A 24,149-nucleotide genomic window follows, 5' to 3' on the forward strand; every position below is an offset into this window, starting at 1 on the left:
AGGCGGGCGGCATGAGACACGCGGATCGTATGGCCGGTTCGGGCAGCGGCGGGAGCGTGCGCGGTATGGGCGGGGTGGGTGGCGTGAGCGGCATAGGCGGGCAGCAGCCCGTGGGGATCAGGGCCACCGCCGCCCGTTACGCGCTGCTGCCGCTGCGGATCTTCCTCGGCGTCACCTTCGTCTACGCCGGAATCGACAAGCTCACCGACTCGGCCTTCCTGTCCGACTCGGGCTCGGGCTCGATCGGCGAGCTGATGCGCCAGGTGCGGGACAGCTCGGCCGTGCCGTGGCTGGTCGACCAGGCCCTCAAGGACCCCACCGCCTTCGGCTACGCGATGGCCTACGGCGAACTGGCCGTCGGCCTCGGCATCCTGGTGGGCCTCCTCTCCCGCCTGGCCGCCTTCGGCGGCGCGCTGATCTCGCTGAGCCTGTGGCTCACCGTGAGCTGGCAGTCGGACCCGTACTACTACGGCAACGACCTGGCCTATCTGATGGCGTGGCTGCCGCTGGTGCTGGCCGGGGCGCCGTATCTCTCCCTGGACGTCGCCATCTCCCGGCGACGGCGTCGGCAGAGCTCGCAGCTCTTCGCCTAGCTCGCGGCTCTTTCCGCGGCTCGCGGCTCTCACGGGAGGCGCGTCTCTTCGCGGGGCGCGCCTCTTCACGCGGGGCGCGCCTCTTCGAACTGGGCGCGCCTCTTCGAACTGGGCCCGCCTCTTCGAACGGGCCGTGGGCCAACGGGCCGTGGGCCGGGTCCCGGGCCCGGTCCCCTCATCTGATGATGCGGAAGCCGTCCCGGACCTCGTCGAAGATCGGCCGGTAGGTGCCCCAGTCCGCGTCCGGGGCGCTCAGGTAGATCGCGTACTCCTTGTCGCCCTCATTGCCGAAGCCGAGGTCGATCGCGCGGAACATCCGGACCTCGCCGCGGAATTTGAACTCCCAGATCGCGGCGGGCATGCCCTGGTACTTCGTCTCCTGGAGCCGCAACCGCTCGTAGATCGGGTACTCCTTCTTGTCCTTGAACGCGACCTCGAGGTCCTCGAAGTGCTGGACCTGGTTGCCCGAGGCGAAGTCCAGGACGTTGATCCTCAGACCGGCCAGCCCGTTGGGGTCGAGGTAGCGGACCTCCTGGGTGCGGTCGACCGTGTTGCCGTCGGGGTCGCTCTGCTCCTGGCGGGTCCAGCCGTCGGGGATGGGGAGGGAGAAGCCGAACTTCTTCTCGGTGACGATGTGGTAGCCGGACGGCGGGGTGTACGGCTTGGCCGGGGAGGCCGACGGGTTGCCCGTGGCGGAGGACTTCCCCCCGCCGTTCCCCCCGCCGTTGTCATGGTCGAGGCCGAACATGTAGACGCCGCCCGCCACGGCCACGACCGCCAGTGAGGTCGCCGCGGCGGTCCACACCGCCTTACGGCTCTTGCGCGCCGGAGCGGGGGCGGGCGGGGGCGCTGGCGTCTGGGTGGTCATGGACGGCGTCGACGCGGTGAACGGCGTGGCCGTGGGCGGGGTGTGCTGCGAGCCGGACGTGTTCCCGGTGCCCGGGTTGTGCGACGGAAGCCGTGGGTCCGCTGCGTGCGGTGCGCTCGGAGTGTGCGACGTGTTCGGCGGGTTGTGCGGAGCGCTCGTCGCGTTGTGCGGAGTGCTCGGTGTGTGGGTCGTGTGGTGGTACGGGGTCGATGTCGTGGGCGCGTTGGGCGCGGCGTGCGCGTCCGTGCCCGTCGTCCGGCCCGTGCCCGTGCCGGGCTCCCGCCGCGTCGACAGGTTCATGGTCGCGTCGATCGGCGGATTCGTGGTGGTCGTATCGAGCGGCGGGGTCTGCAGCGATGTCGTCTCGGGCTCCGAGGCGGGGAGCCGCAGCGCCCGTTCGGTCTCCTCGGCCGAGGGCCGCAGCTCCGGCTCCTTGGCCAGCAGACTCTCGATCAACGGAGTCAGCGCGCCCGCCCGTTTGGGCGGGTCCAGCGGATCGACGGCGATCGCGTAACCCGTCTCGATGGCCGTGGCCTTGCGGAACGGCGGGCGCCCCTCGACCGCCTGATAGAGCGTCGCCCCCAGCGCCCAGAGGTCCGACGCCGGGCCGGGTTTGCGGCCCCTGACCCGCTCGGGCGCGATGTAGTCGATGGAGCCGACGACCTCGCCGGTCTTGGTCAGCGTCGAGGTGCCGGTGGCCATGGCGATGCCGAAGTCGGTGAGCACGACCCGGCCTTCGGGGCCGAGCAGCACATTGCCGGGCTTGACGTCCCGGTGCAGCACCCCGGCCGCGTGCGCGGCGCGCAGCGCGGCGATCATGCCGCGGCCGATGCGGGCGGCCTCGTCGGGGGAGACGCGCCCCCCGTCCTTCAGCAGGTCCGCGAGGGTGGTGGAGGGCACGTACTCCATGACGATGCACGGCAGTCCGTGGTGGTCCACCACGTCATGGACCACGACCACGTTGGGGTGGGTGATGCGGGCCGCGCTGCGCGCCTCGCGGCGGGTGCGCTCGTGCAGGGTCGTCAGCTCGTCCTCGGCGAGGTGCGGAGAGACGTAGAGCTGCTTGACCGCGACCTGGCGGCCCAGCAGTTCGTCCTCCGCGCGCCACACCGTGCCCATGCCACCACGGCCGATCTTCTCGACCAGGCGGTAACGTCCGGCTATCAGGTGGCCTTCGTCCGACACCGCTTTCCCCTCCCCGCACACGTTCGATGCGACACGATAGCCGCCGTGACCCCCGGGGAGATCTCAGGGAAGACCTAGGGGCATGCCGGATGTCGCGGGTACGGCCCTGTTGTCACCATGGACGCATGACCGAAGCACCCACCGTGGCGGACGAGGCCGAGGCCGCGTCCGGTTCCCGCCTGTCACAGACGCCTCTTCGGCGCAGTCGTGACCATAAGGTGATCTCGGGGGTCTGCGGAGGGCTCGGCCGCTACTGCGATCTGGACCCGGTGATCTTCCGGGTGGTGCTGTCGGTGCTGGCCGTCGCGGGCGGCCTCGGTCTGATCGGGTACGGGTTCTGCTGGCTGCTGATCCCGTTCCACGGCGAGGACGAGAACGAGGGGCGCAGGCTGCTCTCGGGCCGGGTCGAAGGCCCTGGGCTGACGGCGGTGCTGGTGGCGCTGGTGGGCTGTGGGCTCTTCCTGTCGATGCTCAACAACGGCGGCGTCATGTACTTCTCGTTCATGCTCGCCCTCGCGGCGGCCGGTGCGGGCTATTGGTCGCACCACCGGCGGCAGGCGGAGAGCGTGGGCGCGGTGGACGCGGCCACGGCCCAGGCCGTCGCCGACGCGCCGCCCGAGACCAAGGCGCCGCCCACGCGCGGCGGCCCCGGCCCGTCCTGGTGGCGCGACCCGATCGTCAAGGACGGTACGACCGGGCCGCTCGGTGCCGGGGCCGGGTCGCGGACCGGCTATCTCTGGGGGCCGGACGACGGCCCGTACGACAAGCGGGAGGCGAAGGCGGAGCGGGCGCGCCGGGTGCCGGACCGGTCGTCGATCGGCGGCTGGGCCTTCCTGGTGGCGGTCGCCGCCGCCGTGGTGGGGGCGCGGGCGGGGTGGTCCTCGCAGCCGCTGGGCACCAGCCTGGAGATCGGGTTCGCCTGCGCGCTGGGGGTCTTCGGGCTCGCCCTCGTCATCGGCTCCCGCTGGGGGCGGGCCGGCGGCGGCACGGTGTTCCTCGCGCTGCTGACGAGCGTGCTGCTGGCGGGCGCGGCCGCCCTCCCCGATGCCGTCACCCCCGACTGGGCCCGCCGCACCTGGGCCCCGACCTCCGTGGCGTCGCTGCGCGACGGCTATGAGCTGGGCGGTGGCGTCGCCGAGTTGAAGCTGGACCGGCTGCCCCTGGAAGCGGGCAGCTCCGTCTCCAGCCGGGTGGAGATGGGCGCGGGCAAGCTGGCCGTGACGGTCCCGCGCGACGCCCGGGTGAGGCTGGACATCGAAGTCGGGATCGGCGACATCTGGCTGCCGGGTGAGAAGCGGGACAAGCACAACGTCGACATCGGCCCGGACCGGGAGCGCGAGCTCACCCTGGAGCCGGTGGGCGGCGGCAAGGCCGAGGGCACGGTCTCGCTGAAGCTGGAGATGGGGCTGGGTGCGGTGGAGGTGAAGCGCTCATGAGGCGCCGTTCGTTCGGTCATCGGTTCGGGCACTGGTCCGACCATGGGTTCGGGCATCGGTTCGGGCATCGGGAGTTCGGTCATCGGTTCGGGCATCACGGGTTCGGCCATCGGTTCGGGCATCGGCCCGATCACTCGCGCGGTCATTCCCTGGGGCACATGTCCCCCGACCGGTCCCGCCATCCGTTCGAGCCGGGCAAGCTGGTGGCCGGGCTGGTGATCCTGGGCGTGGCCGCCGCGTACGGGATGGACGCGGCCGGGGAGTGGGACGTCCGCCCGGAGATCGCCCTCCCGGCCCTCCTGTGCGGCCTCTGCGTCGCGGCCCTGACCTCGGCCCTCACGTACGCGTTCCGCCGCCGGTCGAGCAGGGCGACGCCGGACGACTGACGGGGCCGCGGGGTGAGAGCGGTCGGCCCCCGGCCCCCGGGGCGCGGCGGTCCCCCGGCCCCCGCCCCTCCCGGGCCCCCGACCCCCGGCCCCCGGGGTCGGGGAACGATCAGGGGCGACCCTGATGCCCGTTGTCGGCCGGGCGTGTGACGATCGAGCCATGACCGCCGCAGTGCCCCCCACGGCCCCCGAGCCACCCCCGCGCAAGCTCTACCGCAGCGCCGAAGGCCGCCTCCTCGGCGGTGTGGCGCGCGGGCTCGCGGGGCATCTCGGGCTGCCGGTCTCCTGGGTGCGGATCGTCTTCATCGCGCTGTTCATGGCGGAGGGGTTCGGCGCGCTCGTCTACGCGCTCTTCTGGTTCATCGTCCCGCTCGGCGTCGGCGGCGTGGAGACGACCGTCAGCCGCCCGCTCACCGCCGTGGGCCCCGACGGCCGCCGCCGGATCCTGGCCCGCAGGCCGGAGCGCGGCCAGATCATCGCCCTGGTCGCCCTCTTCGTCGGCATGGGGATCTTCGTCCAGGGCTTCCAGCTCGGCCGCGCCAACACCTACATATGGCCGCTCCTCCTCATCGGCGCGGGCGTCGCCCTCTTCTGGCGCCAGGCGGACAACGCCCGCCGCGCCCAGTGGGTCGAGCTCAGCCGCAGCAAGCGGGTCCTGCCGCTGGCCCGTGGCGCCGCGGGGGTCGTGCTGGTGGCCGCCGGGGTGTCCGGGATCGTCGTCCTCCAGGGCTCGGCCAAGCACCTGGGGGCCGTGCTCCAGGCGGCCCTGGCCGTCCTTGTCGGCATCGCGCTGCTGGTGGGCCCGTACGTGGTGCGGATGACGCAGGACCTCTCCGAGGAACGGCTGATGCGCATCCGCGCGCAGGAGCGGGCGGAGGTGGCGGCCCACGTCCATGACTCCGTGCTGCACACCCTCACCCTGATCCAGCGCAACGCGGAGGACCCCCGCGAGGTGGCCCGCCTCGCCCGCGCCCAGGAGCGGGAGCTGCGCGCGTGGCTCTACCGGCCGGAGGGCACGGGCAAGGACGAGGCGGAGGAGCCGGACACCCTGGCGGAGGCGGTGAAGAAGACGGCGGCGGAGGTCGAGGACCACCACGGCGTCCCGATCGAGGTGGTGGTGGTCGGCGACTGCCCCCTGGACGAGAAACTGGGCGCACAGATACAGGCGGCGCGCGAGGCGATGGTCAACGCGGCCAAGTACGGTGGCGACGGCGGGGCCGTCCAGGTCTTCGCCGAGGTCGAGGGGGCCACGGTGTTCATCTCCGTGCGTGACCGCGGCCCCGGCTTCGACGTGGACGCGGTGCCGGAGGACCGGATGGGCGTGCGCGAGTCGATCATCGGCAGGATGCAGCGGAACGGCGGCACGGCGCGGCTGAGATCCGCGCCGGACGGGGGCACGGAAGTGGAGCTGGAGATGGAGAGGGCGGCGACGACATGACCGACGCGACGGGCGGTACGAACGCGACGAGCGGCCCCGGGGCGCAGGGTGTGCCGGGCGCCGCGCCCGGTCCGGCGGGGGCCGGGGGCGCCGGGGCGGACGATGCCGCGGCGGCGCGGCGGGTGCGGGTCGTGCTCGTGGACGACCACCGCATGTTCCGCACCGGGGTGCAGGCCGAGATCGGGGAGACGGCCCGCACCGGTGTCGAGGTGGTCGGCGAGGCGGCCGACGTGGACCAGGCCGTGACCGTGATCACCGCGACCCGGCCCGAGGTCGTGCTGCTCGACGTCCACCTCCCCGGCGGGGGCGGCGTCGAGGTGCTGCGCCGCAGCGCCTCGCTGATGGCCGACCAGGAGCGTCCGGTGCGCTTCCTCGCGCTGTCCGTCTCGGACGCCGCCGAGGACGTCATCGGCGTCATCCGCGGCGGCGCCCGCGGCTATGTGACCAAGACCATCACCGGCACCGACCTCGTGGACGCGATCTTCCGGGTCTCCGAAGGCGACGCGGTCTTCTCCCCGCGCCTCGCCGGTTTCGTCCTCGACGCCTTCGCCTCCACCGACGCCCCGCCCGTGGACGAGGACCTGGACCGGCTCACCCAGCGCGAGCGCGAGGTGCTGCGGCTGATCGCGCGCGGCTACGCCTACAAGGAGATCGCCAAGCAGCTTTTCATCTCGGTGAAGACGGTCGAGAGCCATGTCTCGGCGGTGCTCCGCAAGCTCCAGCTCTCCAACCGGCATGAGCTGACCCGCTGGGCCACGGCCCGCCGCCTGGTCTGAGCCCGAGCCCCGGCCCCGGCCCCGGAGAGGAACGAACGGCGGCGGCTCAGCCCGGCACCCCCATCCGCTGCGTGCCGACGACCGACAGCAGCCGCAGCGCCTCCTCGGCCGGTGAGCCGGGGTCGGCGGTGTAGATGATCACCCGCTGGTCCCGGTCGGCGATGTCCAGCACATCGCAACTGACGGTGATGGGCCCGACGAGCGGATGGTGCAGCGTCTTGCACAGGGCGGGCCGGGCGGACACATCGTGGGAGTCCCACAGCCGGGCGAACTCCTCGCTGCCCGAGCGCAGCTCGGCCACCAGCTCGGTCACCTCGGGGTCGTCGGGGTAGCGGGCGGCCGCGGCGCGCAGCCCCTGGGCCGAGGTCCGGGCGAACTCGTCCGCGTCCGACACCCCGTACAGCCGCCGCCCGTCCCGGTGCGGCCCGAGGAAGGCGCGGCGGACGAAGTTGCGGTCGCGGCGCGGGAGGGCGGAGAAGTCCTCCATGAGGGCGGCGGCCAGATCGTTCCAGGCGATCACCTCGTACGTCGCGGAGAGCACGATCGCCGCCGCGTTCGGCAGCCGCCGCAGCAGGTTCGCGATGCTCGGCCGCACCTCGCGGGAGGGCCCGGCCGCCGGGCCCGGAGGGGCGCCCGCGAGATGGTGCAGATGATCGCGCTCGGTGTCGCCCAGCCGCAGGGCGCGGGCCAGACCGGTCAGCACCTCGCGGGACGGGCGCGGGGCGCGGGCCTGCTCCAGCCGCGTGTAGTACTCGGTCGAGATGAACGCGAGCTGCGCCACCTCCTCGCGCCGCAGCCCCGGCGTCCGGCGCCGCGTCCCGGCGGGCAGCCCCACGTCGGCGGGCGTGATCCGCTCACGGCGGCTGCGCAGGAAGGCCGCCAGTTCTCGTCTGTCCACGCCTTTCAGTGTGCGCGGACGGCCGGGGGCTCAGCCAGGTACCGCCGGTGCCTGGTTGGGCCCCGGCACCCGCAGCAGCCTCGGGGACATGAACGACACACCGAACACCACCCCTCTCGACACCACCTCACCCCTCACCCCGGCCACCGGCCTGCTGGCCGGCAAGGTCGCCTTCATCACCGGCGCCGGGCGCGGCATCGGCGCCGCCGCGGCGCGCCTCTTCGCCCGGGAGGGCGCCCGGGTGCTGCTGGCGGCCCGTACGGAGGCGCAGCTCAAGACGGTCACCGAGGAGATCCGGGCGGCCGGCGGCACCGCGGATCACGTGGTGTGCGACCTGGCCGACGCGGCGAGCGTCCGCGCCGCCGTCGACCGGGCCGTGGAGCTGTACGGCCGCCTCGACGTGGCCTTCAACAACGGCGCGACGATCCAGCAGCCCGGCCCGATGGACCAGCTGCCGCAGGCCGACTTCGACCACGTCTACGCCGTCAACCTCCGCGGCCCCTGGCTGGCCATGAACGCCGAGGTCGCCGCCATCCGCGCCACCGCCGGAACGGGCGCCATCGTCAACAACTCCAGCGTCGGCAGCCTCATGGGCAACCCCGAACTCCCCGCCTACGGTGCCATGAAGCGCGCGGTCAACAGCCTCACCGAGTCCGCCGCCGTCACGTACGGCCCGGAGGGCATCCGCGTCAACGCCATCGCGCCCGGCGCCACGCTCACCGAGATGATCCGCGCATGGGAGGAGGAATCCCCGGGCATCGTCGAGCGGATCACCACCCACGCCCCGCTGCGCCGCGCCGCCGACCCGGACGAGATCGCCCAGGCCGCGGCCTGGCTCCTCAGCGACCGCGCCTCGTATGTGACGGGCGTGGTCCTCCGGGTGGACGGCGGCAGCCAGGCGTGAGACCGCGGGTCGCAGACGACCCGCTTCAGCGAACAAACCACCCGATTCGGTGACCTCGTGTGATCACACCGTCATGACTGGCTGCCGCGCTCCAGCCGGGCTTGACCGAGAAGCCCAAGGACTACGCGTCCTGATCGCCCAGCCTCGCGCCGGGCCTCACGCCCAGCCTCGCGCCGGGCCTCACGCCCAGCCTCACGCCGGGCCGAACCGCGGCTCGAGCCCCGTCAGGTCGCGGCTTGCCGACCACAGGCGGGCCGCGACTTCCGCGTCGGCCAGGTGACCTCGGACGGGTCGGCGGCGGGGGGTGCCGCGGAGGGCGAAGTGGCGGGGGGTCCATAGTTCGCCGCCGGTGATGGACGGGTCGAGGACCGCTCGTACGGCGGGCCAGGCGGCCGCGTCCTTGCCCTGGACGAGGATTCCGGCGGGCAGGCCGCGCAGCCGTTCGGCGGGTGTGCGGACGTGCAGGGGTGGGCGGGAGGGGGTGAGGGAGTCGAGCGCGCCGCCGGGGTGGGTGACCACGCTCCGCACCGTGCTGCCGACCGCCCTCAGCCGCCGGTCGAGTTCGAAACCGAAGAGCATCTGGGCCAGTTTGGAACGCCCATAGGTGCGTTCGGGCTCGTAGTCCCGGGTGCTCTCGAGGTCGTCCAGGTCCAGTCGCTCGGACATGGCCGCGAAGCTGCCCGTGGTGATGACACGGCCCTCGGGGGCGGCCGCGAGCAGGGGTGCCAGCCAATGGGTCAGCGCGAAGTGCCCGAGGTGGTTGATGCCGAACATCGCCTCGTGGCCGTCTCCGGTCTCACGGCGCGGCGGCTGGTCGAACTTCACCCCGGCGTTGTGGACGACCGCGTCCAGGCGGTCCAACGCCAGCGCTTCCGCGGAGGCTTCGAGCGACGGGAGATCGGCGAGGTCCAGCCGGATATGCCGTACCCGGGCGCCGGGGACCCCGGAGCGGATCGACGCCACGGCGGCGTCCGCCCTGCCCGGGTCCCGGCTGCCGAGGACGACGGTGGCTCCCGTAGTGGCGAGCTGTTCGGCGACGAAGTATCCGATCCCCGCGTTGCCTCCGGTCACCAGAAAGGTCTTTCCGTCGGCCCGTGGAAGGCTGTGGACGTCCCACCGCTCGGTCGAGGCTTTGGCCGGGGCTGCGGAAGGCATACGGGGCTCCTTGCGTTCGTAAGGGCGAAGCGGTGCCCCATGGGGCCGACGCCGAACGCGTGTCAGCCTTACGGTCGCCACCGACGCCCCGCCGACAGATCGCCGCCATCCCCCGCACCCGCCGACAGACCGCCGCTCAGGCGCACCCGGAACCCACCGGCCCCGCCACGTCCAGGGTGTCCTCGACCATGGCGAGCGCCGCGCCCAGGGGGCTGGAGCGGCCGCCGCTCACCGTGATGCCGCCCGCGTCGGGCAGCGCGTCGCCGTCCGCCAGCCGGTCCAGGACGAAGGTGGCGGTGCCGTTCGGGCAGGCGCTGTGTCACCAGGTCGGGACCGGGGACCGCTACGCCGGGCGGGCCGTCCGGGGCCGCTACGCCGGGCGGGCCGCCCCCGCGAAGGGCATGTCCTCGACGGAGGCCATCCGGACCGGGGCCCCGGGGTGCGGGGCGTGGATCATGCGGCCGCCGCCGATGTAGAGGCCGACATGGCTGATGCCGGAGTAGAAGAAGACCAGGTCGCCGGGGGCCAGTTGGTCGCGGGCGACGCGCCGTCCGGCGTCGATCTGGGTGTACGTGGTGCGGGGCAGGGCGACTCCGGCGGCGCGCCAGGCGGCCTGGGTGAGCCCCGAGCAGTCATAGCCGTGGGGGCCGGTGGCGCCCCAGACGTACGGCTTGCCGAGGGCCGCGTACGCGTAGGAGACGGCGCGGGCGGCACGGCCCGTGGCGGGGGCGAGGGAACCGGCGGCCTTGTCGCCGTTCCGCGCCGCCAGCAGGCGCTGCCGCTGCTCGAGGGTCAGTCGGTCGAGGAGGCGATCGGCGGCGGCGAGCTTCTCCTGGACGGTCCGCTTGTGGTGGGCGGCGGCCGTCCGGGAGGCGCGCAGAGCGGCGAGGCGGTCGGCCGCCTCGCCGCGGACCTGGCGTAATTTCCGCTCCTGACGGCCGATCGTGGCGATCAGGGCGGCCTGGCGGCTGCCCGCGCGCTCGGCGAGCGATATGCGCTGCAGGTACTGGTCGGGGGAGGAGGACAGGGCGAGCTGGAGGGCCGGGGCGATCGTCCCCGAGCGGTACTGGGCGGTGGCGAAGGCCCCGAGGGCGTTGCGCGCGGCGTTGAGCCGGGTGGTGCGGCGGGCGGCCTGGTCGCGCAGCGCCTCCAGCGTCCGGCGGGCCTTGTCCGCCTTCTCCCTCGCGCCGTTGTACTTCTCGGTGGCCTCCTCGGCCTCCCGCTGGTACGCATCGACCTTCGCCTTCACCTGAGCGGGGGTGAGGCGGTTCTCGGCGTGCCCGGTGCCGTCGAGGAGGGTGCCGGACGCGGCGCTGGTGAGGGCGAGGAGCGCGGCCGCGCGGGCGGTGCTGCTGGTGAGCGAGCGCTGCTTGGGCTTCCTGTGCGACGCCACTGCGGCGGTTCACCTGGTCTTTCTTGGGCAGTCCAGTTGGGGCGGTCCAGGACATTCCGTACATCCTGGACCCTTGTGGGGGCGGACGGGCAGGTGGCAGCCCGCCATGAGGCGGGGACCCTCGGTTGACGGGAAGCGGACTGCCACCTGGAGGAGGAAGTTAGGCCGGAAAGCGGGGGCCGTGCGGGGGATTGAACGGGAGTGCACGGATTTCGTCGGTCCCGTGACGGCTGCTGATCGCCCGGCGAGTGGGGTGGTCGGGAGTGTGGGCGGCCGTGATCGAAGCGGCGATAGGGGCCCACCCGAGTGCCGGGTGATGATATGCGCGCGGCTAGTCTCCGGAGCCATGGACGTACTCATTCACGTGGTCGTCGGCCTCCACATCGTCGGCATCGGCGCGCTGCTCGGCGGCTTCTTCTCGCAGCTCAAAGCCGCGCGCGCGGGCGAGGCGCGGATGATCCCGGCGATGCTGCACGGCGCGCTGACCATGCTGGTGACCGGCGTTGCGCTGGTCGGGCTCAATCAGGCGGACGACAACAGCGTCAATACCGTCAAAATCGGCGTAAAGCTGGCGCTACTGGTCGTCATCCTCGGCCTGGTCTATGTGAAGCGCGATGAGGAGAAGGTAGAGTCGGCCGCCTTCGGCGCGGTGGGTGCCTTGACAACGGCAAACATCTTCATCGCCGTGCTGTGGACCTGACGAACGAATGTTCTGGGGGTAATCCCACCACAATCGCGACACGATCCCGGGCAACCGTTTGCACTCGCGAGCTGTCCTAGTAAAGAGCGAGGCAGTCGAGAGGAGTGGCCAATGGGGGTAGTGGGGGCAGTCAGAAGTCATGGGCGGCGCGTGGGCGTCGCGCTGGGGCTGGCGGGGATGGCGGTGCCGCTCGCGGTCGCCGTCGCCGGTCCTGCGCAGGCTCAGGCGCGGCCGCTGGGCAGGTCGGCCGGATCGGTGACCCCGGTGAGCACGGCCGCGTCGTCGTGCACGACCACCGCGGGGCCGTACCAGAAGCAGGCCGAGCGGTTCCTGGGCCGTCCCGTGGACGGGCGGCAGTCGCGGGCGGACTGTCTCGCGATCCAGAAGTTCCAGATCGACCACGGCATCAGCCCGACGATCGGCTACGCGGGCCCGATCACCTCGGGTGTGATGAGCCTCATCAGCGCCCAGAAGGCCGCCGGGCACAATCCGAACGCGGCGAAGAAGTGCCCGACCAACAAGGGCCGCATCGCCTGCGTGGACCTCACCCGGCAGCTGAGCTGGGTCCAGGACGGCTCCCGGCTGGTCTACGGGCCGGTGCCGGTGCGGTCCGGGCGGGACGGCTTCGAGACCCGCACCGGGCTGAAGAGGATCTACTGGCGGGACATCAACCACTGGTCGACGCTCTACAAGGTCGCCATGCCCTACAGCCAGTTCTTCGACGGTGGCCAGGCGTTCCACTCGATCGCCGGCAGCGTATGGTCCCCGCCCGGCTCCCACGGCTGCGTCAACATGCGTAAGGGCGACGCCAAGAAGTACTGGAGCCTGCTGAAGAACGGCGACGACGTATACGTCTACGGGCGCAAGCCCGGCACCTGAGCCACTGACGGCGCCGCTGAGGCGCTGACGGCGCCGCTGAGGCGCTGACGGCGCCGCTGCCCCGGGCTGGGACCCGGGGCAGCGGCGCGTCAGGACCAGGGGCCTACGAGGGCCGCACGCTCCCATAGATCGGCATCTCCGTGATCGGCGCCTTCTTCACCACATCACCCGGCTTCGGCGCGTGGATCATCATCCCGTCGCCGATGTAGAGGCCGACATGGCTGATGTCGTCGTAGAAGAAGACGAGATCGCCCGGCTGGAGTTGGGACGTCGAGACGCGCGTACCGGCCTTCACCTGGTCCCAGGTGGTGCGCGGCAGCGAGATCCCGGCGGACTTCCAGGCCGCCTGCGTCAGCCCCGAGCAGTCGAAGGAGCTGGGCCCGGTCGCGCCCCAGACGTACGGCTTGCCGAGCTGCGCCTTGGCGAAGGCGATGGCCTGGGCCGCCTTGGAGCTGCCCGCCGGGGCCGAGGGCGTGGAGGGCGCCGTCGAACCGGAGCCACCCGCGTTCTGCTCCTGCTGCTTCTTGCGCGCGGCCGCCTCCTGCCGCTGCTTCTCGGCCAGCTCGGCGGCCTTACGGCGGGCCTCTTCCGCCTTCTTCTTCTCGATCGCCGCCAGCCGCGCCTTCTCCTTGGCGGTCAGATTCGCCAGCAGCCGTCGCGCCTCGGTCAGCTTGTCCTGGACGGTCTTCTTCTGGACCTTCAGCTGCTTCTGCGACGCGGTCAGCGAGGCGAGGCTCTCGCTGGCCTTACCGCGCTCCTTGGCGGCCTTCACCCGCTGCTTCTGGAAGTCGTCGACGGCCTGCTTCTGCCGGCCGGTCATCCGGTCCATCAGATGCGACTGGTCGAAGACGTCCTGCGGATCGTTGGAGAACAGCAGGGTCGCGGCGGAGCGGGCCATTCCGCCGTCGCGGTACTGGGCGGCGGCGTACTGGCCGAGCATGCGCCGGGCCTCGTTGACCTTCTCGGTGCGCTGGGCGACGGAGTCCAGCAGCTTGTCGACCTTGGCCCGCTGCTGGTCGGTGCGCTCCTTGGCGGCGTTGTAGCGCTGGGTGGCGGTCTCCGCCTGGTGGTAGAGGGTGTCGACCTTCTCCTTCACCTTCTCGATCGACTGGGCGGCCGGCTTGGGATCGGCGGGCGCGGCGTTGGCCGACTGGGAGAGGAGGGTGACGGATGCCAGGGCGGCCGTGGTGAACCCGACGGCCGTACGGCGGCTGTGACCGGTGAGCGGGGCGGGTATTCGGGTCCGCGGCTTGCGGTGCGACGCCAAGGGAGGCGACTCCTTCCGTGGACCGCCTACCGGGTTAGCTGTCGGGTTCGGGCGGTTCGGAAGGTTGCCCTACGGCCGTGTCCGGGCGGCACTCGCGTGCCACACCGGTCGGGCCGATTCACCCCGGTGTTGCGTTTTTGGGTCCCCGGCTCCGGGCGCCTCACGGCGGTACCGGACTCGGCGGAGGCCGCCCGTGCCGACGTGGTTCGCCGACGGATCTTCCGGGCCGCCTGACGCAGGACGGTAGCCAACACGTGGGGCTCCTGTGAAGACTGGTGACCGCTTTGCCCGAAACCGTTTCGTGATGTTCGGACGTCGGCTGTCAGTGGGGCGGCCTAGACTCGGGGAGCGATGAGCAGCCTCTTTGACGACAGCTTCCTGGCGGACCTCGGGCCTCCTTCGGACGAGGAGCGGCCACCCCCGCCCGAGGATTCGGCGCACCCTGGCCACGGCGGTGCCGAGGACGTGCCGCATCACCTCTTCAGCGGCGATTTCGACGCGCCCGTGCCCCGGGAAGCCCACTACCGGGACGGCGCGGCCCGGCCCGCCGTGGACCCGTCCGCCCTGCTCGAGGGGTTGAACGAGCAGCAGAGGGCCGCCGTGGAGCACACCGGCTCCCCGCTGCTGATCGTCGCGGGCGCCGGCTCCGGCAAGACCCGGGTGCTCACCCACCGCATCGCGTATCTGCTCGGCGCCCGCTCCACCCACCCCGGCCAGATCCTCGCCATCACCTTCACCAACAAGGCGGCGGGCGAGATGAAGGAGCGCGTCGAGGAGCTCGTCGGCCCGCGGGCCAACGCCATGTGGGTGTCCACCTTCCACAGCGCCTGTGTCCGCATCCTGCGCCGGGAGTCGAAGAAGCTGGGCTTCACCTCGTCGTTCTCGATCTACGACGCGGCCGACTCCAAGCGGCTGATGTCGCTGGTCTGCCGGGATCTGGACCTCGACCCCAAGCGGTTCCCGCCGAAGTCCTTCAGCGCCAAGATCTCCAACCTCAAGAACGAGCTGATCGACGAGGAGACCTTCGCGGGGCAAGCTGCGGACGGCTTCGAGAAGACGCTCGCCGAGGCGTACGTGATGTACCAGGCGCGGCTGCGCGAGGCCAACGCGCTGGACTTCGACGACATCATCATGACCACGGTCAATCTGCTCCAGGCGTTCCCGGACGTCGCCGAGCACTACCGCCGCCGCTTCCGGCACGTCCTGGTGGACGAGTACCAGGACACCAACCACGCGCAGTACACACTCGTGCGCGAGCTGGTGGGCACCGACACCGAGGAGACCACGGCCGCCGAGCTGTGCGTGGTGGGCGACGCCGACCAGTCGATCTACGCCTTCCGGGGCGCCACGATCCGTAACATCCTCCAGTTCGAGGAGGACTACCCCACCGCCCGGACGATCCTCCTCGAGCAGAACTACCGCTCGACCCAGACCATCCTGAGCGCGGCCAACGCGGTCATCGAGCGCAATGAGAACCGCCGCCCGAAGAACCTGTGGACGCAGGCCGGAGCCGGGACCGAGATCACCGGCTATGTGGCCGACACCGAGCACGACGAGGCCCAGTTCGTCGCCGACGAGATCGACCGGCTGACGGACGCGGGCGACGCCAAGGCCGGGGACGTGGCGGTCTTCTACCGCACCAACGCCCAGTCCCGTGTCTTCGAAGAGGTCTTCATCCGCGTCGGGCTGCCGTACAAGGTCGTCGGCGGTGTGCGCTTCTACGAGCGCAAGGAGGTCCGGGACGTCCTCGCCTATCTGCGGGTGCTCGCCAACCCGGAGGACTCCGTCCCGCTCCGCCGGATCCTGAACGTGCCCAAGCGCGGCATCGGGGAGCGCGCGGAAGCCATGATCGACGCGCTGTCGCTGCGCGAGAAGATCACCTTCCCGCAGGCGCTGCGCCGGGTCGACGAGGCGTACGGCATGGCGGCCCGCTCGGCCAACGCCGTCAAGCGGTTCAACACGCTCATGGAGGAGCTGCACACCATCGTGGAGTCCGGGGCGGGCCCGGCGACCGTCCTGGAGGCGGTGCTGGAGCGCACCGGCTATCTGGCCGAGCTCCAGGCGTCCACCGATCCGCAGGACGAGACCCGGATCGAGAACCTCCAGGAGCTCGCGGCCGTGGCCCTGGAGTTCGAGCAGGACCGCGGCGAGGAGAACCCCGGCACCCTCGCGGACTTCCTGGAGCAGGTCGCGCTCGTCGCCGACTCCGACCAGATCCCCGACGAGGACACCGAGGGCTCCGGCGTGATCACGCTGATGACCCTGCACACGGCGAAGGGCCTGGAGTTCCCGGTCGTCTTCCTCAGCGGCATGGAGGACGGCGTCTTCCCGCACATGCGGGCGCTCGGCCAGACCAAGGAGCTGGAGGAGGAGCGGCGGCTGGCCTATGTCGGGATCACCCGGGCCCGCGAGCGGCTCTATCTGACCCGCTCGACGATGCGCAGCGCCTGGGGACAGCCCGCGTACAACCCGCCGTCCCGCTTCCTGGAGGAGATCCCGGACCAGTACGTGCGGTGGCGGCGCACCGGGCCCGCCACTCCGTCGGCGTCCATGGGCGGCATCGCCTCGACCCCGCCGTCGGGGCTGTCGTCCGGTCTGTCGACGTCGCGTTCGCGCACCGGGGGCAGCGGGTTCGCCACCCGGCGGGCCAAGGAGCGCCCGGTGGTCGCCCTGGCCATCGGCGACCGGGTCACCCATGACTCGTTCGGGCTGGGCACGGTGGTGGCGGTCAAGGGCAGCGGGGACAACGCGGAGGCGACGATCGACTTCGGCGACGAGAAGCCGAAGCGGCTGCTGCTGCGGTACGCACCGGTGGAGAAGCTGTAGCGGGCGGCCGGACGCTGAGGCTGCGGCGCGCGACGGTGAGGCTGTAGCGCGCCGGTGGGCGCGCTACGGCGGGCAGAGCTGAGGCCCGCCCGGTCAGGCCGGTCAGATCAGATCGGTCAGGTCGGGTCGAGGCCGTGGCCGCGCAGCCAGGGCAGCGGATCGATGGCCGCGCCACCGCCGGGGTGGACCTCGAAATGCAGATGCGGGCCGGTGGAGTTACCGGAGTTCCCGGAGTACGCGATGGTCTCCCCGGCCTTGACGGTCCCGGAGCGGATCTTGGCGCTGCTGAGGTGGCAGTACCAGGTCTCCGTGCCGTCCGGGCTGGTCAGGACGACCATATTGCCGTAGGCGTCGTTCCACTGCGTCCTTACGGTGCCGTCGGTGGCGGCCATCACGGGCGTCCCGTAGCTCACCGGGAAGTCGATGCCGGTGTGCACCGACATCCAGTTGATACCGGCCTGGCCGAACTGGGCGCTCAGGCCGTGCTGGGCGACGGGCAGCGCGAACTTCGGCCGCAGCGCCTCCTTACGCGCCGCCTCGGCCGCCTTGCGCTTCTTCTCGGCGGCCTGGCGCGCCTGGAGGTCGATCCGCTCCTGGGTGCGGCTGGCGCGGTCGCGGAAGTCGTCGGCGCCCTCGCGGACCCCGGCGAGCTGGGAGTCCAGTTTGCTGTTGGCGACGGAGGGCTTCACGGGGGCCGCCGCGGTGTCGGGCGCGGCCTGGGTGGTGGACTCGTCCTTCTTGTCGCTCCCCACGCCGCTGACCGAGGCGGCGGCCACGGCGGTGACGCCCAGGGCGCAGACGGAGGGGACGGCGACGGTGAGGAGCGCGGAGCGCTTGGGGCGGGGCGAGGGGGTGCGGCGGCGGCCGCGGCTCACCTCCCGGCGAGGGGAGGGGGCGGATTCCCGCATGACCGCCGCCTTGGGTTCAGGTTCCGCTTCGGGGCCGGGGTCGTACGGCTGGTCGGGCTCGTTGACCGGGTCGAAGCCGGCGGTGTGCTCGAACGCGCCGGGCTGCTCGGGGATGGCGGCCTGCTCGAAGGCGGCGGTCTGGTCGAAGGCGTCCGGCTCGAAGACGGCCGTCTCATCGAAGGCGTTGGGCTCGTGCTCGGGCTGGTCGAGCCCTGTTTGATCGAAGCCGGAGTGGTGGTCGAGCCCCTGCTGGTCGAACCCCTGATGGTTCGGACCCGAGTGGTCGTACCGCGCCTCGTCCACGGTCCCGTAGACGGAGGTGTCCCAGACCTGGGTCTGACCGGTGTCCACGCCCGAGGTGTACGCCTCGGCCTCGTACCCCGCGCCGTGGTCCCATTGATCCGGCAGCTCGGTGTGGCCGGTGGCGCCCGTGTCCCAGGCGCCGATGTCCCACTGGGCGCCGGTCTCGGCGTCCTGCTGGGCGGGGATGCCGGTCGGCAGGTGATAGCCGGAGGCGGCCCACATCGCGGTGGTGTCGTAGGCGCCGGTGTCGTAATGGGCCGTGTCGTAGTGGCCGGTGTCGTGCTGACCGGTTTCGTGGTGGCCCGTGTCGTGACCCACGTCGTAGTGGCCGGTGGCGTACGACCCGGTCTGGTGGTGCTGGTCGACCGTGGCCCACTGCGAGGCGTCGTACTGACCGCTGTGGGCGCCCTGCCCGCCGTCGTACGCGCCCGGAAGCGCGCCGAAGAGCGGATCGCTGTCGCCGTAGAGCGGGTCACCGTCCCCGTAGGCGGTGGCCAGGTGGGCGAAGCTGCCGGTGGAGTATCCGTCGTACCCGACGTAGCCGTGCGCTGTGTCCTGCCGCTGACCGTAAGCCTCGTCGTACGGATACGAGGCGTCGGGAGCGGGGACGGTCGGAGAGGCCCCCGACGGGTGACGGTCGTTCACCACCAACTTCTCTTTCGCCTCGGCTGCAGGAGAATTAGCGGCGACTGTACCCGGCGGTACGCGGCAGCGACAATCTTCCGTGAGTTTTGAGCATCTCGGCAAAGGGCATTTGGCCGTCTTTCGGCTGACTGTACGTGCTTCCTTGGCCGGATGTTCGATTGACGTTCGGCAATTCCGGGGCTTCTGAACCATCGGGAACCGCGCCAGAGGCGTCCGCCGGTGCCTTGTCGGCGGCGTCCAGGGCCTCGCGGATGCGGGCGGCCACGGAGAAATGCACCGCCAGGGCGAGATGTCCGAATCCGTTGACGCGGATGTTCTGGGAGATCACATCCGGATGGTCTATCCGGGCCGTCTCCTTCGGGATCATCAACTGATCCACATCGCTCCAGAAAGCGATGAAACGCGTACGGCAATCGGGGGCAGGCTGCCGCAACTCCGTTATCGCCGAGGAGTCCGGGCACATCTGACGCACGAGTGGATGTGCGGACAACAGGGGCGCGATACGGGTGCCGCTGTGCGGGGTGCCGAGCGTCACCAGGGTGTGGACGCGGGCGTCCCCGCCGAGACGCTGGACGTAGTAACGGGCGATCAGACCGCCCAGGCTGTGCCCGATGACGTCCACCTGGCCGTGGCCGGTGCGGGCGCAGGCCCCCTCGACATGGCGGCCGAGCAGCGCGGCGGCGGTGCGGAGGTCGCACAGCAGCGGCGAGTAGTTGAGCGCCTCGATGTGCTGACGGCCGTGGCGGCCGAGCGAGCGGCGCAGCGGGACGAAGACGGAACGGTTGTCGATGAAGCCGTGGAGGAGCAGAACGGGTCGGTGGGCCGGGCTGTCCATGGGCGGGCACGCCGCCGTACCGGGCGGGCGCTCCTGACGGAGCCCGGTCGGGTAGAGCAGCAGATGCCCGGCGAGCAGCGCCAGGTCGAGGGCGATGGCCCGGATGTGCGGGGCGTTCCGGGCGTTCTGGATGTTTCGGATGTTCTGGCTGTTCTGATTGTTCTGGTTGTTCTGGCTGTGTATGCGGCCCATGGCGGCCGACCTCCCGCGATGCGGCGCACGAGAGGCGGCTCGCGGCCCCCCGAATGCCCTCATGGGCAGCCGTTCGCTTCGGTCGTGTCGGTCGTGGTCATGGGCCCCGGTCAGGGCGACGACTTCGGCCGCGCGGTGGCCCGATGCCCGGCACCGCACGGTGAATGGCGCTGTGACCGCATGACGCAGGACCGCCCGTCGCACCGCGGCGCCATGCGGCTCGCGGCGGCGCTGCGCGGTGCGACGGTCCCCGCTGCGGCTCCCCTGATGTGGCCGGCCCGAGCGTATGCGGCGTCCGCGCGGCGGATGCGCGGTGTGCGTTGCGCGGTGTGCGCGGATGCGGATGCGGATGCGGGTACGGGTGCGGCCTTCAGCGAACGTGTCCCATCGTGTGATTTCCCCCTCGCCGCACGCCGCGAAACTGCCGGGTAGGAGATGCTGGGGATAACGTTCGTTCACGTCGATATGGGTGAGGGTGCGACGGCTTGGAGGCTGCGATGGGTGTGACCGGTCCGATCCGTGTGGTGGTGGCCAAGCCGGGGCTGGACGGCCATGACCGTGGGGCGAAGGTGATCGCGCGGGCACTGCGCGACGCGGGCATGGAGGTCATCTACACCGGGCTCCACCAGACCCCCGAGCAGATCGTCGACACCGCGATCCAGGAGGACGCCGACGCGATCGGGCTGTCCATCCTGTCCGGTGCCCATATGACCCTGTTCGCCAAGGTGCTGGAGCTGCTGCGGGAGCGCGACGCGGAGGACATCAAGGTCTTCGGCGGCGGGATCATCCCCGAGGCGGACATCCCCCCGCTCAAGGAACAGGGCGTCGCCGAGATCTTCACCCCGGGCGCGACCACGACAGCCATCGTCGACTGGGTCCGCCAAAACGTCCGCCCGGTAGCCGCCTGACCCACCGCCCGGGCCTCGTCCTGGGGCCGGTCGCCCGGATCTCCACCCTGGAGCCCGTCGTCCGGCTCTCGACCCGGGCCTGAAGGCCCGGGACCTGAGCCGGGCCGGGGTGCCGGAGCCCCTCGGGGGTCTCGGCGCATGACTGGGCCCCGAGCACATCTCGAGCCTGGGCGCCCATGGGCGGAGCCAGTTGCTCCGCCAGCGCCGCGGGGGCGGGTGTTCGAGTCTCGGCCCGGAGCCTGACGCCTGGGCGCGGAACCGGCTGGGGACGCCGGGCCGACCAGCCCCGAGCCCGACCGGCCCCGAGCATCCTCCGAGCCCCGAGCACCCCCGAGCACGTCCCGAGCCCGGGGCACCCGCCGACCCGGAGGCCGGTCCGGGTCAGGCCGGGGCGAGCTCGGCTCGTATGGCTGCCCGTAGGCGGAGGGTGCCCACCAGGCGTTGGAATGCCTCCGCCCAATAGCCACCGGCACCCGGCGCCGCCCCCTCCCTCTCGTCCGGTATCGCCGTCAGCACTTCGAGGCGGTCCGCCTGGGCCGGGTCCAGGCAGCGCTCGGCCAGGCCCATGACGCCGCTGAAGCTCCAGGGGTAGCTGCCCGCGTCGCGGGCGATGTCCAGGGCGTCGACGACGGCCCGGCCCAGGGGCTCGGCCCAGGGCACCGCGCACACCCCGAGCAGCCGGAAGGCGTCGGACAGCCCGTGGGAGGCGATGAACTCGGCCACCCACTCCGCCCGTTCCCGGGCGGGCAGCGCGGAGAGCAGCTTCGCCGGGTCGCGCCAGGCGGCGGGGGCCGCCTCCCCGGCGGTGACCGGCGCGACCGCCGGGGTGCCGAGCAGCGCACGGCACCACTCGGCGCTGCGCTGCCGCACCGCGGCCCGGCACCAGGCCGCGTGCAGATCCGCCTGCCAGCCGTCCGCGACGGGCAGCGCCACGATCTCGGCGGGAGCGCGTCCGCCGAACCACTCGATCCAGCGGTCCAGCGGCGTCGCCTCCACCAACTGACCCAGCCACCAGGACCGTTCCCCCCGGCCGGAGGGTGGCTTGGGCACGATGCCGTCGCGCTGCATTCCGCTGTCGCACTCGTCCGGCGGGCGGACGGTTATCCGGGGTGTCCGTTCGGCGGCCGACAGCTCGTCGGCGGTCAGCCCGTCGTCGGTCGGTCCCTCGTCGGTCGGTCCCTCGGCGGTCGGCCCATCCGTGGTCAGCGATACACAGCCCCGCGACCGCTCGGCCATGCGCGCGGCGAGGGCGGAGCCGGGGAGCGCGGAGAGCAGCTCGGCCGCGGTCGCGCGGACGTTCCGGCTGCGGTCGGACAGCGCCTGTTCGAGGAACGGCTCATCGGACGGGGAGAGATCATCACGCAGCGAGTCCAGGAACATCAGCCGGTCCTCGGCCCGCTCGGTCGACCAGGTGCCGCTCAGCAGCGCCAGCCCCGCCGCCGGGTCGCGGTGGCGGGCCGCCGCCAGCAGCGACACCCGCTCGGCGAACAGCCCCTCCTCCCACAGCCGCTGTTCCTCATCAGGGGCGGCGGCCGCCCCGGACGGCTCCGGGAGCGATGCGGACGCCCGGCCCGCCGCGCCCCGCAGCGCGAACTTCCAGTCAGGGTTCAGCCGGGCCAGCCACAGTGCACGCGGCCCGCCGAGCGTCAGCGCCTCGGCCCGCAGATCGGTGCGGGCGCGCGCCGCGTCCAGCAGCGCCGGAAGCAGCGCGTCCGGCACGCGATAGCCGTGCTGATTGGCCAGCGCGAGCCACTGCGGCAGCAGCTCGGCCAGGTCGGGCGCGGAGCGTGAACCGCCGCGCCCCGGCGCCGAGCGGTCGGCAAGCAGCAGCGCCAGCCTGCTGCGGGCGGCCGCGGGCAGCGCCGGCCGCGGATCCTCGGGCGCCCGGTCCGGCCCCGGCCGGGCGGGCGCGGGCCGCAGCCCGGCCCGCCGCCGCACCGTGCTGAGCGCGGCCGCGTCCAGCAGGGCGGACGGCATGTCCTGCCCGGGGCGCGGCCCGACGGGCGGGGTACGCCGCTCGGTGCCGAGCAGCGCGGCCGCGACGAGATCGTCCCAGGACGCGCTGGACGCGCTGGGCGCGCTGGGCGCGACGGACGTCGTACTGGTCAACGGGTGCCTCCCTGCGCTGCTGTGCCGATGAGCGAGACGGGGGTCGGATCCCACGTGGTGATGGGGGAGAAGCCGCGATGGCCGCACTCACCGAAGACGGTGACCGGGCCACCGCCGGATATCGCCATCAGCCGCCACAGATCGGTGCGCCCCGCGCAGCGCGGATCGACGGGCAGCGCCGAGCCGCTCCGCTCATCCGCCAGCTGCCATCCGTCGTCCCCCGGGACCGGCACCACATCGGCGAGCACCACCGGCCAGCCGTCCAGCCACGGATCCTCCCCGAGCGCCGCCCCATAGGCCGCGAGCGCGGTCTCGACATCGCACCCCTCGGGGGCCCCAGGCACCTCGCCCACCTCAGCGGCCGGAGGCGCCACGGCAGGCGCGGCCTCCGCCACCTCCTCGTGCCGGGTGCCGATCGCCGCCCGCAGCGGCCGGGCCGCCGGGTAATACGCGAGGTCCGCGTCGAGCACCAGGCCGGTGGGCAGCGCGAGCTCGGGGGACTGGCCGGGGGCGCTGAACGAGAGCAGCAGCGCCATACGGCGCGTACGCTCGCCCCGCAGCCAGGTCCTGCGCGTGGTCAGCCTGCCGTCCGTGCCGTCCTGGCGGCCCAGGACCAGCCAGCGGTCCCGGATCGCCTCCTCCGTGGCCAGCAGCTCGGCCACCGGCGTCGTGAGGCCCACGCGGGTGCGCGTGGTGGCGGCCAGCTTCTCCGGGAGGCGGTCCAGGTGGAGAAAACCCTGGTTGAGCAGATGGGCCAGCGCGCACTCCTCCAGCAGCCGGGCGGGCCACCCCGGACCGGACGACGGAATCGCGGCCAGCTCCCGCACCCGCGCCTCAAGACCCGGAGCCTGGGCGTCGATCATCCGCGCGGCCGTCTCGTCCCACGCCCCGTACCCGGCGCGGTCGGCGGAGGCCAGACCGTCGCGGAGCAGATCGGCGAGCCGCCGCTCCAGCTCCGAGGCGCCCGCGGCGATCCGCTGGGCCCGACGCTCGGCGCGGCGGCGCGCCGCCTCCGGATCGGCCGCGCCTCCGCTCCCCCCTTTCCCCGCGCCGTCCCCCGTCCCGCCGCCGGGGCCCGGGCCCCCATCCCGGGCCCCGGCGGCGAGCTTTTCGGCCCGCTCCCGCCGGCCGCCGAGCCACTGCTCGGCCCACTCCGGCGGCTCCCCGCCCGCGGGCACGCCCCCCTCGCCGGACGTCCACAGCAGCAGCAGACCCAGCGCGTGCTTGCACGGGAACTTCCGGTTCGGGCAACTGCACCGATACCCGGGCCCGTTCAGATCGACCACCGTCTGGTACGGCTTGCTGCCGCTGCCCGAGCACAGCCCCCACACCGCCTGGCCGTGCGCGCCCGCGCCCGACCATGTGCCGACCGCGGCGAGCTTGCCGCCCGCCGTGCGCGACGCGACGTCAGGAGCCAGGGCCAGCACCTGCTCCGCCGTCCAGCGTTCCCCCTGCGGATTCATGTCTGCGACGGTACGGGCACCCACTGACAATCCCTCTGACCTGGGCATTCGCTGACGGGCAGTCGGTTGTCAGTGGTGTGGT

18 protein-coding genes, 1 pseudogene and 1 riboswitch are annotated in these 24,149 nt (G+C 72.5%); of the genes and pseudogenes, 10 read left to right on the forward strand and 9 right to left on the reverse strand.

What is annotated here, in order from left to right; genetic code table 11:
• Window positions 1-65: 65 nt before the first annotated feature.
• Window positions 66-593, forward strand: coding sequence for a DoxX family protein (locus ACZ6TD_RS27140; protein WP_471358073.1), 528 nt, complete (start codon window positions 66-68; stop codon window positions 591-593).
• A gap of 175 nt (window positions 594-768) precedes the next feature.
• Here ACZ6TD_RS27140 and ACZ6TD_RS27145 read toward each other — a convergent pair whose 3' ends face one another.
• Window positions 769-2,646, reverse strand: a complete 1,878-nt coding sequence (locus ACZ6TD_RS27145; protein ID WP_471342313.1) for a protein kinase domain-containing protein — start codon at window positions 2,644-2,646, stop codon at window positions 769-771.
• Window positions 2,647-2,771: 125 nt separating this feature from the next.
• Between ACZ6TD_RS27145 and ACZ6TD_RS27150 the strand changes: the two genes are divergently transcribed.
• The 4 genes from ACZ6TD_RS27150 to ACZ6TD_RS27165 all read left to right on the forward strand — a co-directional run bounded on the left by ACZ6TD_RS27150 (window position 2,772) and on the right by ACZ6TD_RS27165 (window position 6,682).
• Complete coding sequence (locus ACZ6TD_RS27150; RefSeq protein ID WP_471342314.1) at window positions 2,772-4,082, forward strand: PspC domain-containing protein; 1,311 nt, start codon at window positions 2,772-2,774, stop codon at window positions 4,080-4,082.
• A 158-nt stretch (window positions 4,083-4,240) separates the two neighbouring features.
• Window positions 4,241-4,468 (forward strand): hypothetical protein, encoded by a 228-nt coding sequence (locus tag ACZ6TD_RS27155; RefSeq protein WP_471342316.1) that lies wholly within the window; start codon window positions 4,241-4,243, stop codon window positions 4,466-4,468.
• A gap of 160 nt (window positions 4,469-4,628) precedes the next feature.
• On the forward strand, window positions 4,629-5,906 hold the full coding sequence (locus ACZ6TD_RS27160) for a PspC domain-containing protein (RefSeq protein ID WP_470003519.1): 1,278 nt from the start codon (window positions 4,629-4,631) through the stop codon (window positions 5,904-5,906).
• Window positions 5,903-6,682, forward strand: coding sequence for a LuxR C-terminal-related transcriptional regulator (locus tag ACZ6TD_RS27165; protein WP_471342318.1), 780 nt, complete (start codon window positions 5,903-5,905; stop codon window positions 6,680-6,682). Before ACZ6TD_RS27160 ends, ACZ6TD_RS27165 begins: the two co-directional genes overlap by 4 nt.
• A 46-nt stretch (window positions 6,683-6,728) precedes the next feature.
• On the opposite strand, the gene ACZ6TD_RS27170 is transcribed toward ACZ6TD_RS27165, so the two are convergent.
• Window positions 6,729-7,580 carry a helix-turn-helix transcriptional regulator gene (locus ACZ6TD_RS27170; RefSeq protein ID WP_471342319.1) on the reverse strand — a complete coding sequence of 284 codons (852 nt, stop codon included), beginning with the start codon at window positions 7,578-7,580 and terminating at the stop codon, window positions 6,729-6,731.
• A gap of 88 nt (window positions 7,581-7,668) precedes the next feature.
• Between ACZ6TD_RS27170 and ACZ6TD_RS27175 the strand changes: the two genes are divergently transcribed.
• The gene (locus ACZ6TD_RS27175) at window positions 7,669-8,484 is read left to right on the forward strand and encodes an SDR family NAD(P)-dependent oxidoreductase (RefSeq protein WP_471342321.1); all 816 of its coding nucleotides are present in this window, start codon (window positions 7,669-7,671) and stop codon (window positions 8,482-8,484) included.
• 192 nt (window positions 8,485-8,676) lie between these two features.
• Here the strand turns inward: ACZ6TD_RS27175 and ACZ6TD_RS27180 are convergent, their stop codons facing one another.
• Both ACZ6TD_RS27180 and ACZ6TD_RS27185 read right to left on the reverse strand, forming a co-directional pair.
• Window positions 8,677-9,639 (reverse strand): SDR family NAD(P)-dependent oxidoreductase, encoded by a 963-nt coding sequence (locus tag ACZ6TD_RS27180; RefSeq protein WP_471342322.1) that lies wholly within the window; start codon window positions 9,637-9,639, stop codon window positions 8,677-8,679.
• A gap of 370 nt (window positions 9,640-10,009) precedes the next feature.
• Window positions 10,010-11,032: a C40 family peptidase gene (locus ACZ6TD_RS27185; RefSeq protein WP_471342325.1), complete on the reverse strand. Its 1,023-nt coding sequence runs from the start codon at window positions 11,030-11,032 to the stop codon at window positions 10,010-10,012.
• A 346-nt stretch (window positions 11,033-11,378) separates the two neighbouring features.
• Between ACZ6TD_RS27185 and ACZ6TD_RS27190 the strand changes: the two genes are divergently transcribed.
• Window positions 11,379-11,732, forward strand: a complete 354-nt coding sequence (locus ACZ6TD_RS27190; RefSeq protein WP_471342326.1) for a hypothetical protein — start codon at window positions 11,379-11,381, stop codon at window positions 11,730-11,732.
• Between the two features lie 120 nt (window positions 11,733-11,852).
• Window positions 11,853-12,611, forward strand: a complete 759-nt coding sequence (locus ACZ6TD_RS27195; protein ID WP_471358076.1) for a L,D-transpeptidase — start codon at window positions 11,853-11,855, stop codon at window positions 12,609-12,611.
• A 103-nt stretch (window positions 12,612-12,714) separates the two neighbouring features.
• On the opposite strand, the gene ACZ6TD_RS27200 is transcribed toward ACZ6TD_RS27195, so the two are convergent.
• Window positions 12,715-13,878 (reverse strand): C40 family peptidase, encoded by a 1,164-nt coding sequence (locus ACZ6TD_RS27200; RefSeq protein ID WP_471342328.1) that lies wholly within the window; start codon window positions 13,876-13,878, stop codon window positions 12,715-12,717.
• A gap of 8 nt (window positions 13,879-13,886) precedes the next feature.
• Window positions 13,887-14,071, reverse strand: a riboswitch (cyclic di-AMP (ydaO/yuaA leader).
• Window positions 14,072-14,229: 158 nt separating this feature from the next.
• Here ACZ6TD_RS27200 and pcrA point away from each other — a divergent pair.
• Window positions 14,230-16,704 (forward strand): DNA helicase PcrA, encoded by a 2,475-nt coding sequence (pcrA, locus tag ACZ6TD_RS27205; protein WP_471342330.1) that lies wholly within the window; start codon window positions 14,230-14,232, stop codon window positions 16,702-16,704.
• 116 nt (window positions 16,705-16,820) lie between these two features.
• On the opposite strand, the gene ACZ6TD_RS27210 is transcribed toward pcrA, so the two are convergent.
• Window positions 16,821-18,560, reverse strand: a complete 1,740-nt coding sequence (locus ACZ6TD_RS27210; RefSeq protein ID WP_471342332.1) for a M23 family metallopeptidase — start codon at window positions 18,558-18,560, stop codon at window positions 16,821-16,823.
• Between the two features lie 199 nt (window positions 18,561-18,759).
• Window positions 18,760-19,650: pseudogene (locus ACZ6TD_RS27215) on the reverse strand (lipase family alpha/beta hydrolase); the annotation flags it as partial.
• A gap of 434 nt (window positions 19,651-20,084) precedes the next feature.
• On the opposite strand from ACZ6TD_RS27215, the gene ACZ6TD_RS27220 reads away from it, so the two are divergent.
• The gene (locus ACZ6TD_RS27220) at window positions 20,085-20,495 is read left to right on the forward strand and encodes a cobalamin B12-binding domain-containing protein (protein WP_471342333.1); all 411 of its coding nucleotides are present in this window, start codon (window positions 20,085-20,087) and stop codon (window positions 20,493-20,495) included.
• A gap of 381 nt (window positions 20,496-20,876) precedes the next feature.
• On the opposite strand, the gene ACZ6TD_RS27225 is transcribed toward ACZ6TD_RS27220, so the two are convergent.
• Window positions 20,877-22,604 (reverse strand): DUF5691 domain-containing protein, encoded by a 1,728-nt coding sequence (locus tag ACZ6TD_RS27225; protein ID WP_471342334.1) that lies wholly within the window; start codon window positions 22,602-22,604, stop codon window positions 20,877-20,879.
• Window positions 22,601-24,067: an SWIM zinc finger family protein gene (locus tag ACZ6TD_RS27230; protein WP_471342336.1), complete on the reverse strand. Its 1,467-nt coding sequence runs from the start codon at window positions 24,065-24,067 to the stop codon at window positions 22,601-22,603. Before ACZ6TD_RS27230 ends, ACZ6TD_RS27225 begins: the two co-directional genes overlap by 4 nt.
• Between the last annotated feature and the right edge of the window lie 82 nt (window positions 24,068-24,149).

The organism is Streptomyces yongxingensis, from assembly GCF_055597465.1.

Bases quoted from the DNA above. Each gene is read 5' to 3' on its own strand.
- ACZ6TD_RS27140 (WP_471358073.1), top strand. From the start codon at position 66: ATGGGCGGGGTGGGTGGCGTGAGCGGCATAGGCGGGCAGCAGCCCGTG.
- ACZ6TD_RS27150 (WP_471342314.1), top strand. From the start codon at position 2,772: ATGACCGAAGCACCCACCGTGGCGGACGAGGCCGAGGCCGCGTCCGGT.
- ACZ6TD_RS27155 (WP_471342316.1), top strand. From the start codon at position 4,241: ATGTCCCCCGACCGGTCCCGCCATCCGTTCGAGCCGGGCAAGCTGGTG.
- ACZ6TD_RS27160 (WP_470003519.1), top strand. From the start codon at position 4,629: ATGACCGCCGCAGTGCCCCCCACGGCCCCCGAGCCACCCCCGCGCAAG.
- ACZ6TD_RS27165 (WP_471342318.1), top strand. From the start codon at position 5,903: ATGACCGACGCGACGGGCGGTACGAACGCGACGAGCGGCCCCGGGGCG.
- ACZ6TD_RS27175 (WP_471342321.1), top strand. From the start codon at position 7,669: ATGAACGACACACCGAACACCACCCCTCTCGACACCACCTCACCCCTC.
- ACZ6TD_RS27180 (WP_471342322.1), bottom strand. From the start codon at position 9,639: ATGCCTTCCGCAGCCCCGGCCAAAGCCTCGACCGAGCGGTGGGACGTC.
- ACZ6TD_RS27190 (WP_471342326.1), top strand. From the start codon at position 11,379: ATGGACGTACTCATTCACGTGGTCGTCGGCCTCCACATCGTCGGCATC.
- pcrA (WP_471342330.1), top strand. From the start codon at position 14,230: ATGAGCAGCCTCTTTGACGACAGCTTCCTGGCGGACCTCGGGCCTCCT.
- ACZ6TD_RS27220 (WP_471342333.1), top strand. From the start codon at position 20,085: ATGGGTGTGACCGGTCCGATCCGTGTGGTGGTGGCCAAGCCGGGGCTG.
- ACZ6TD_RS27230 (WP_471342336.1), bottom strand. From the start codon at position 24,067: ATGAATCCGCAGGGGGAACGCTGGACGGCGGAGCAGGTGCTGGCCCTG.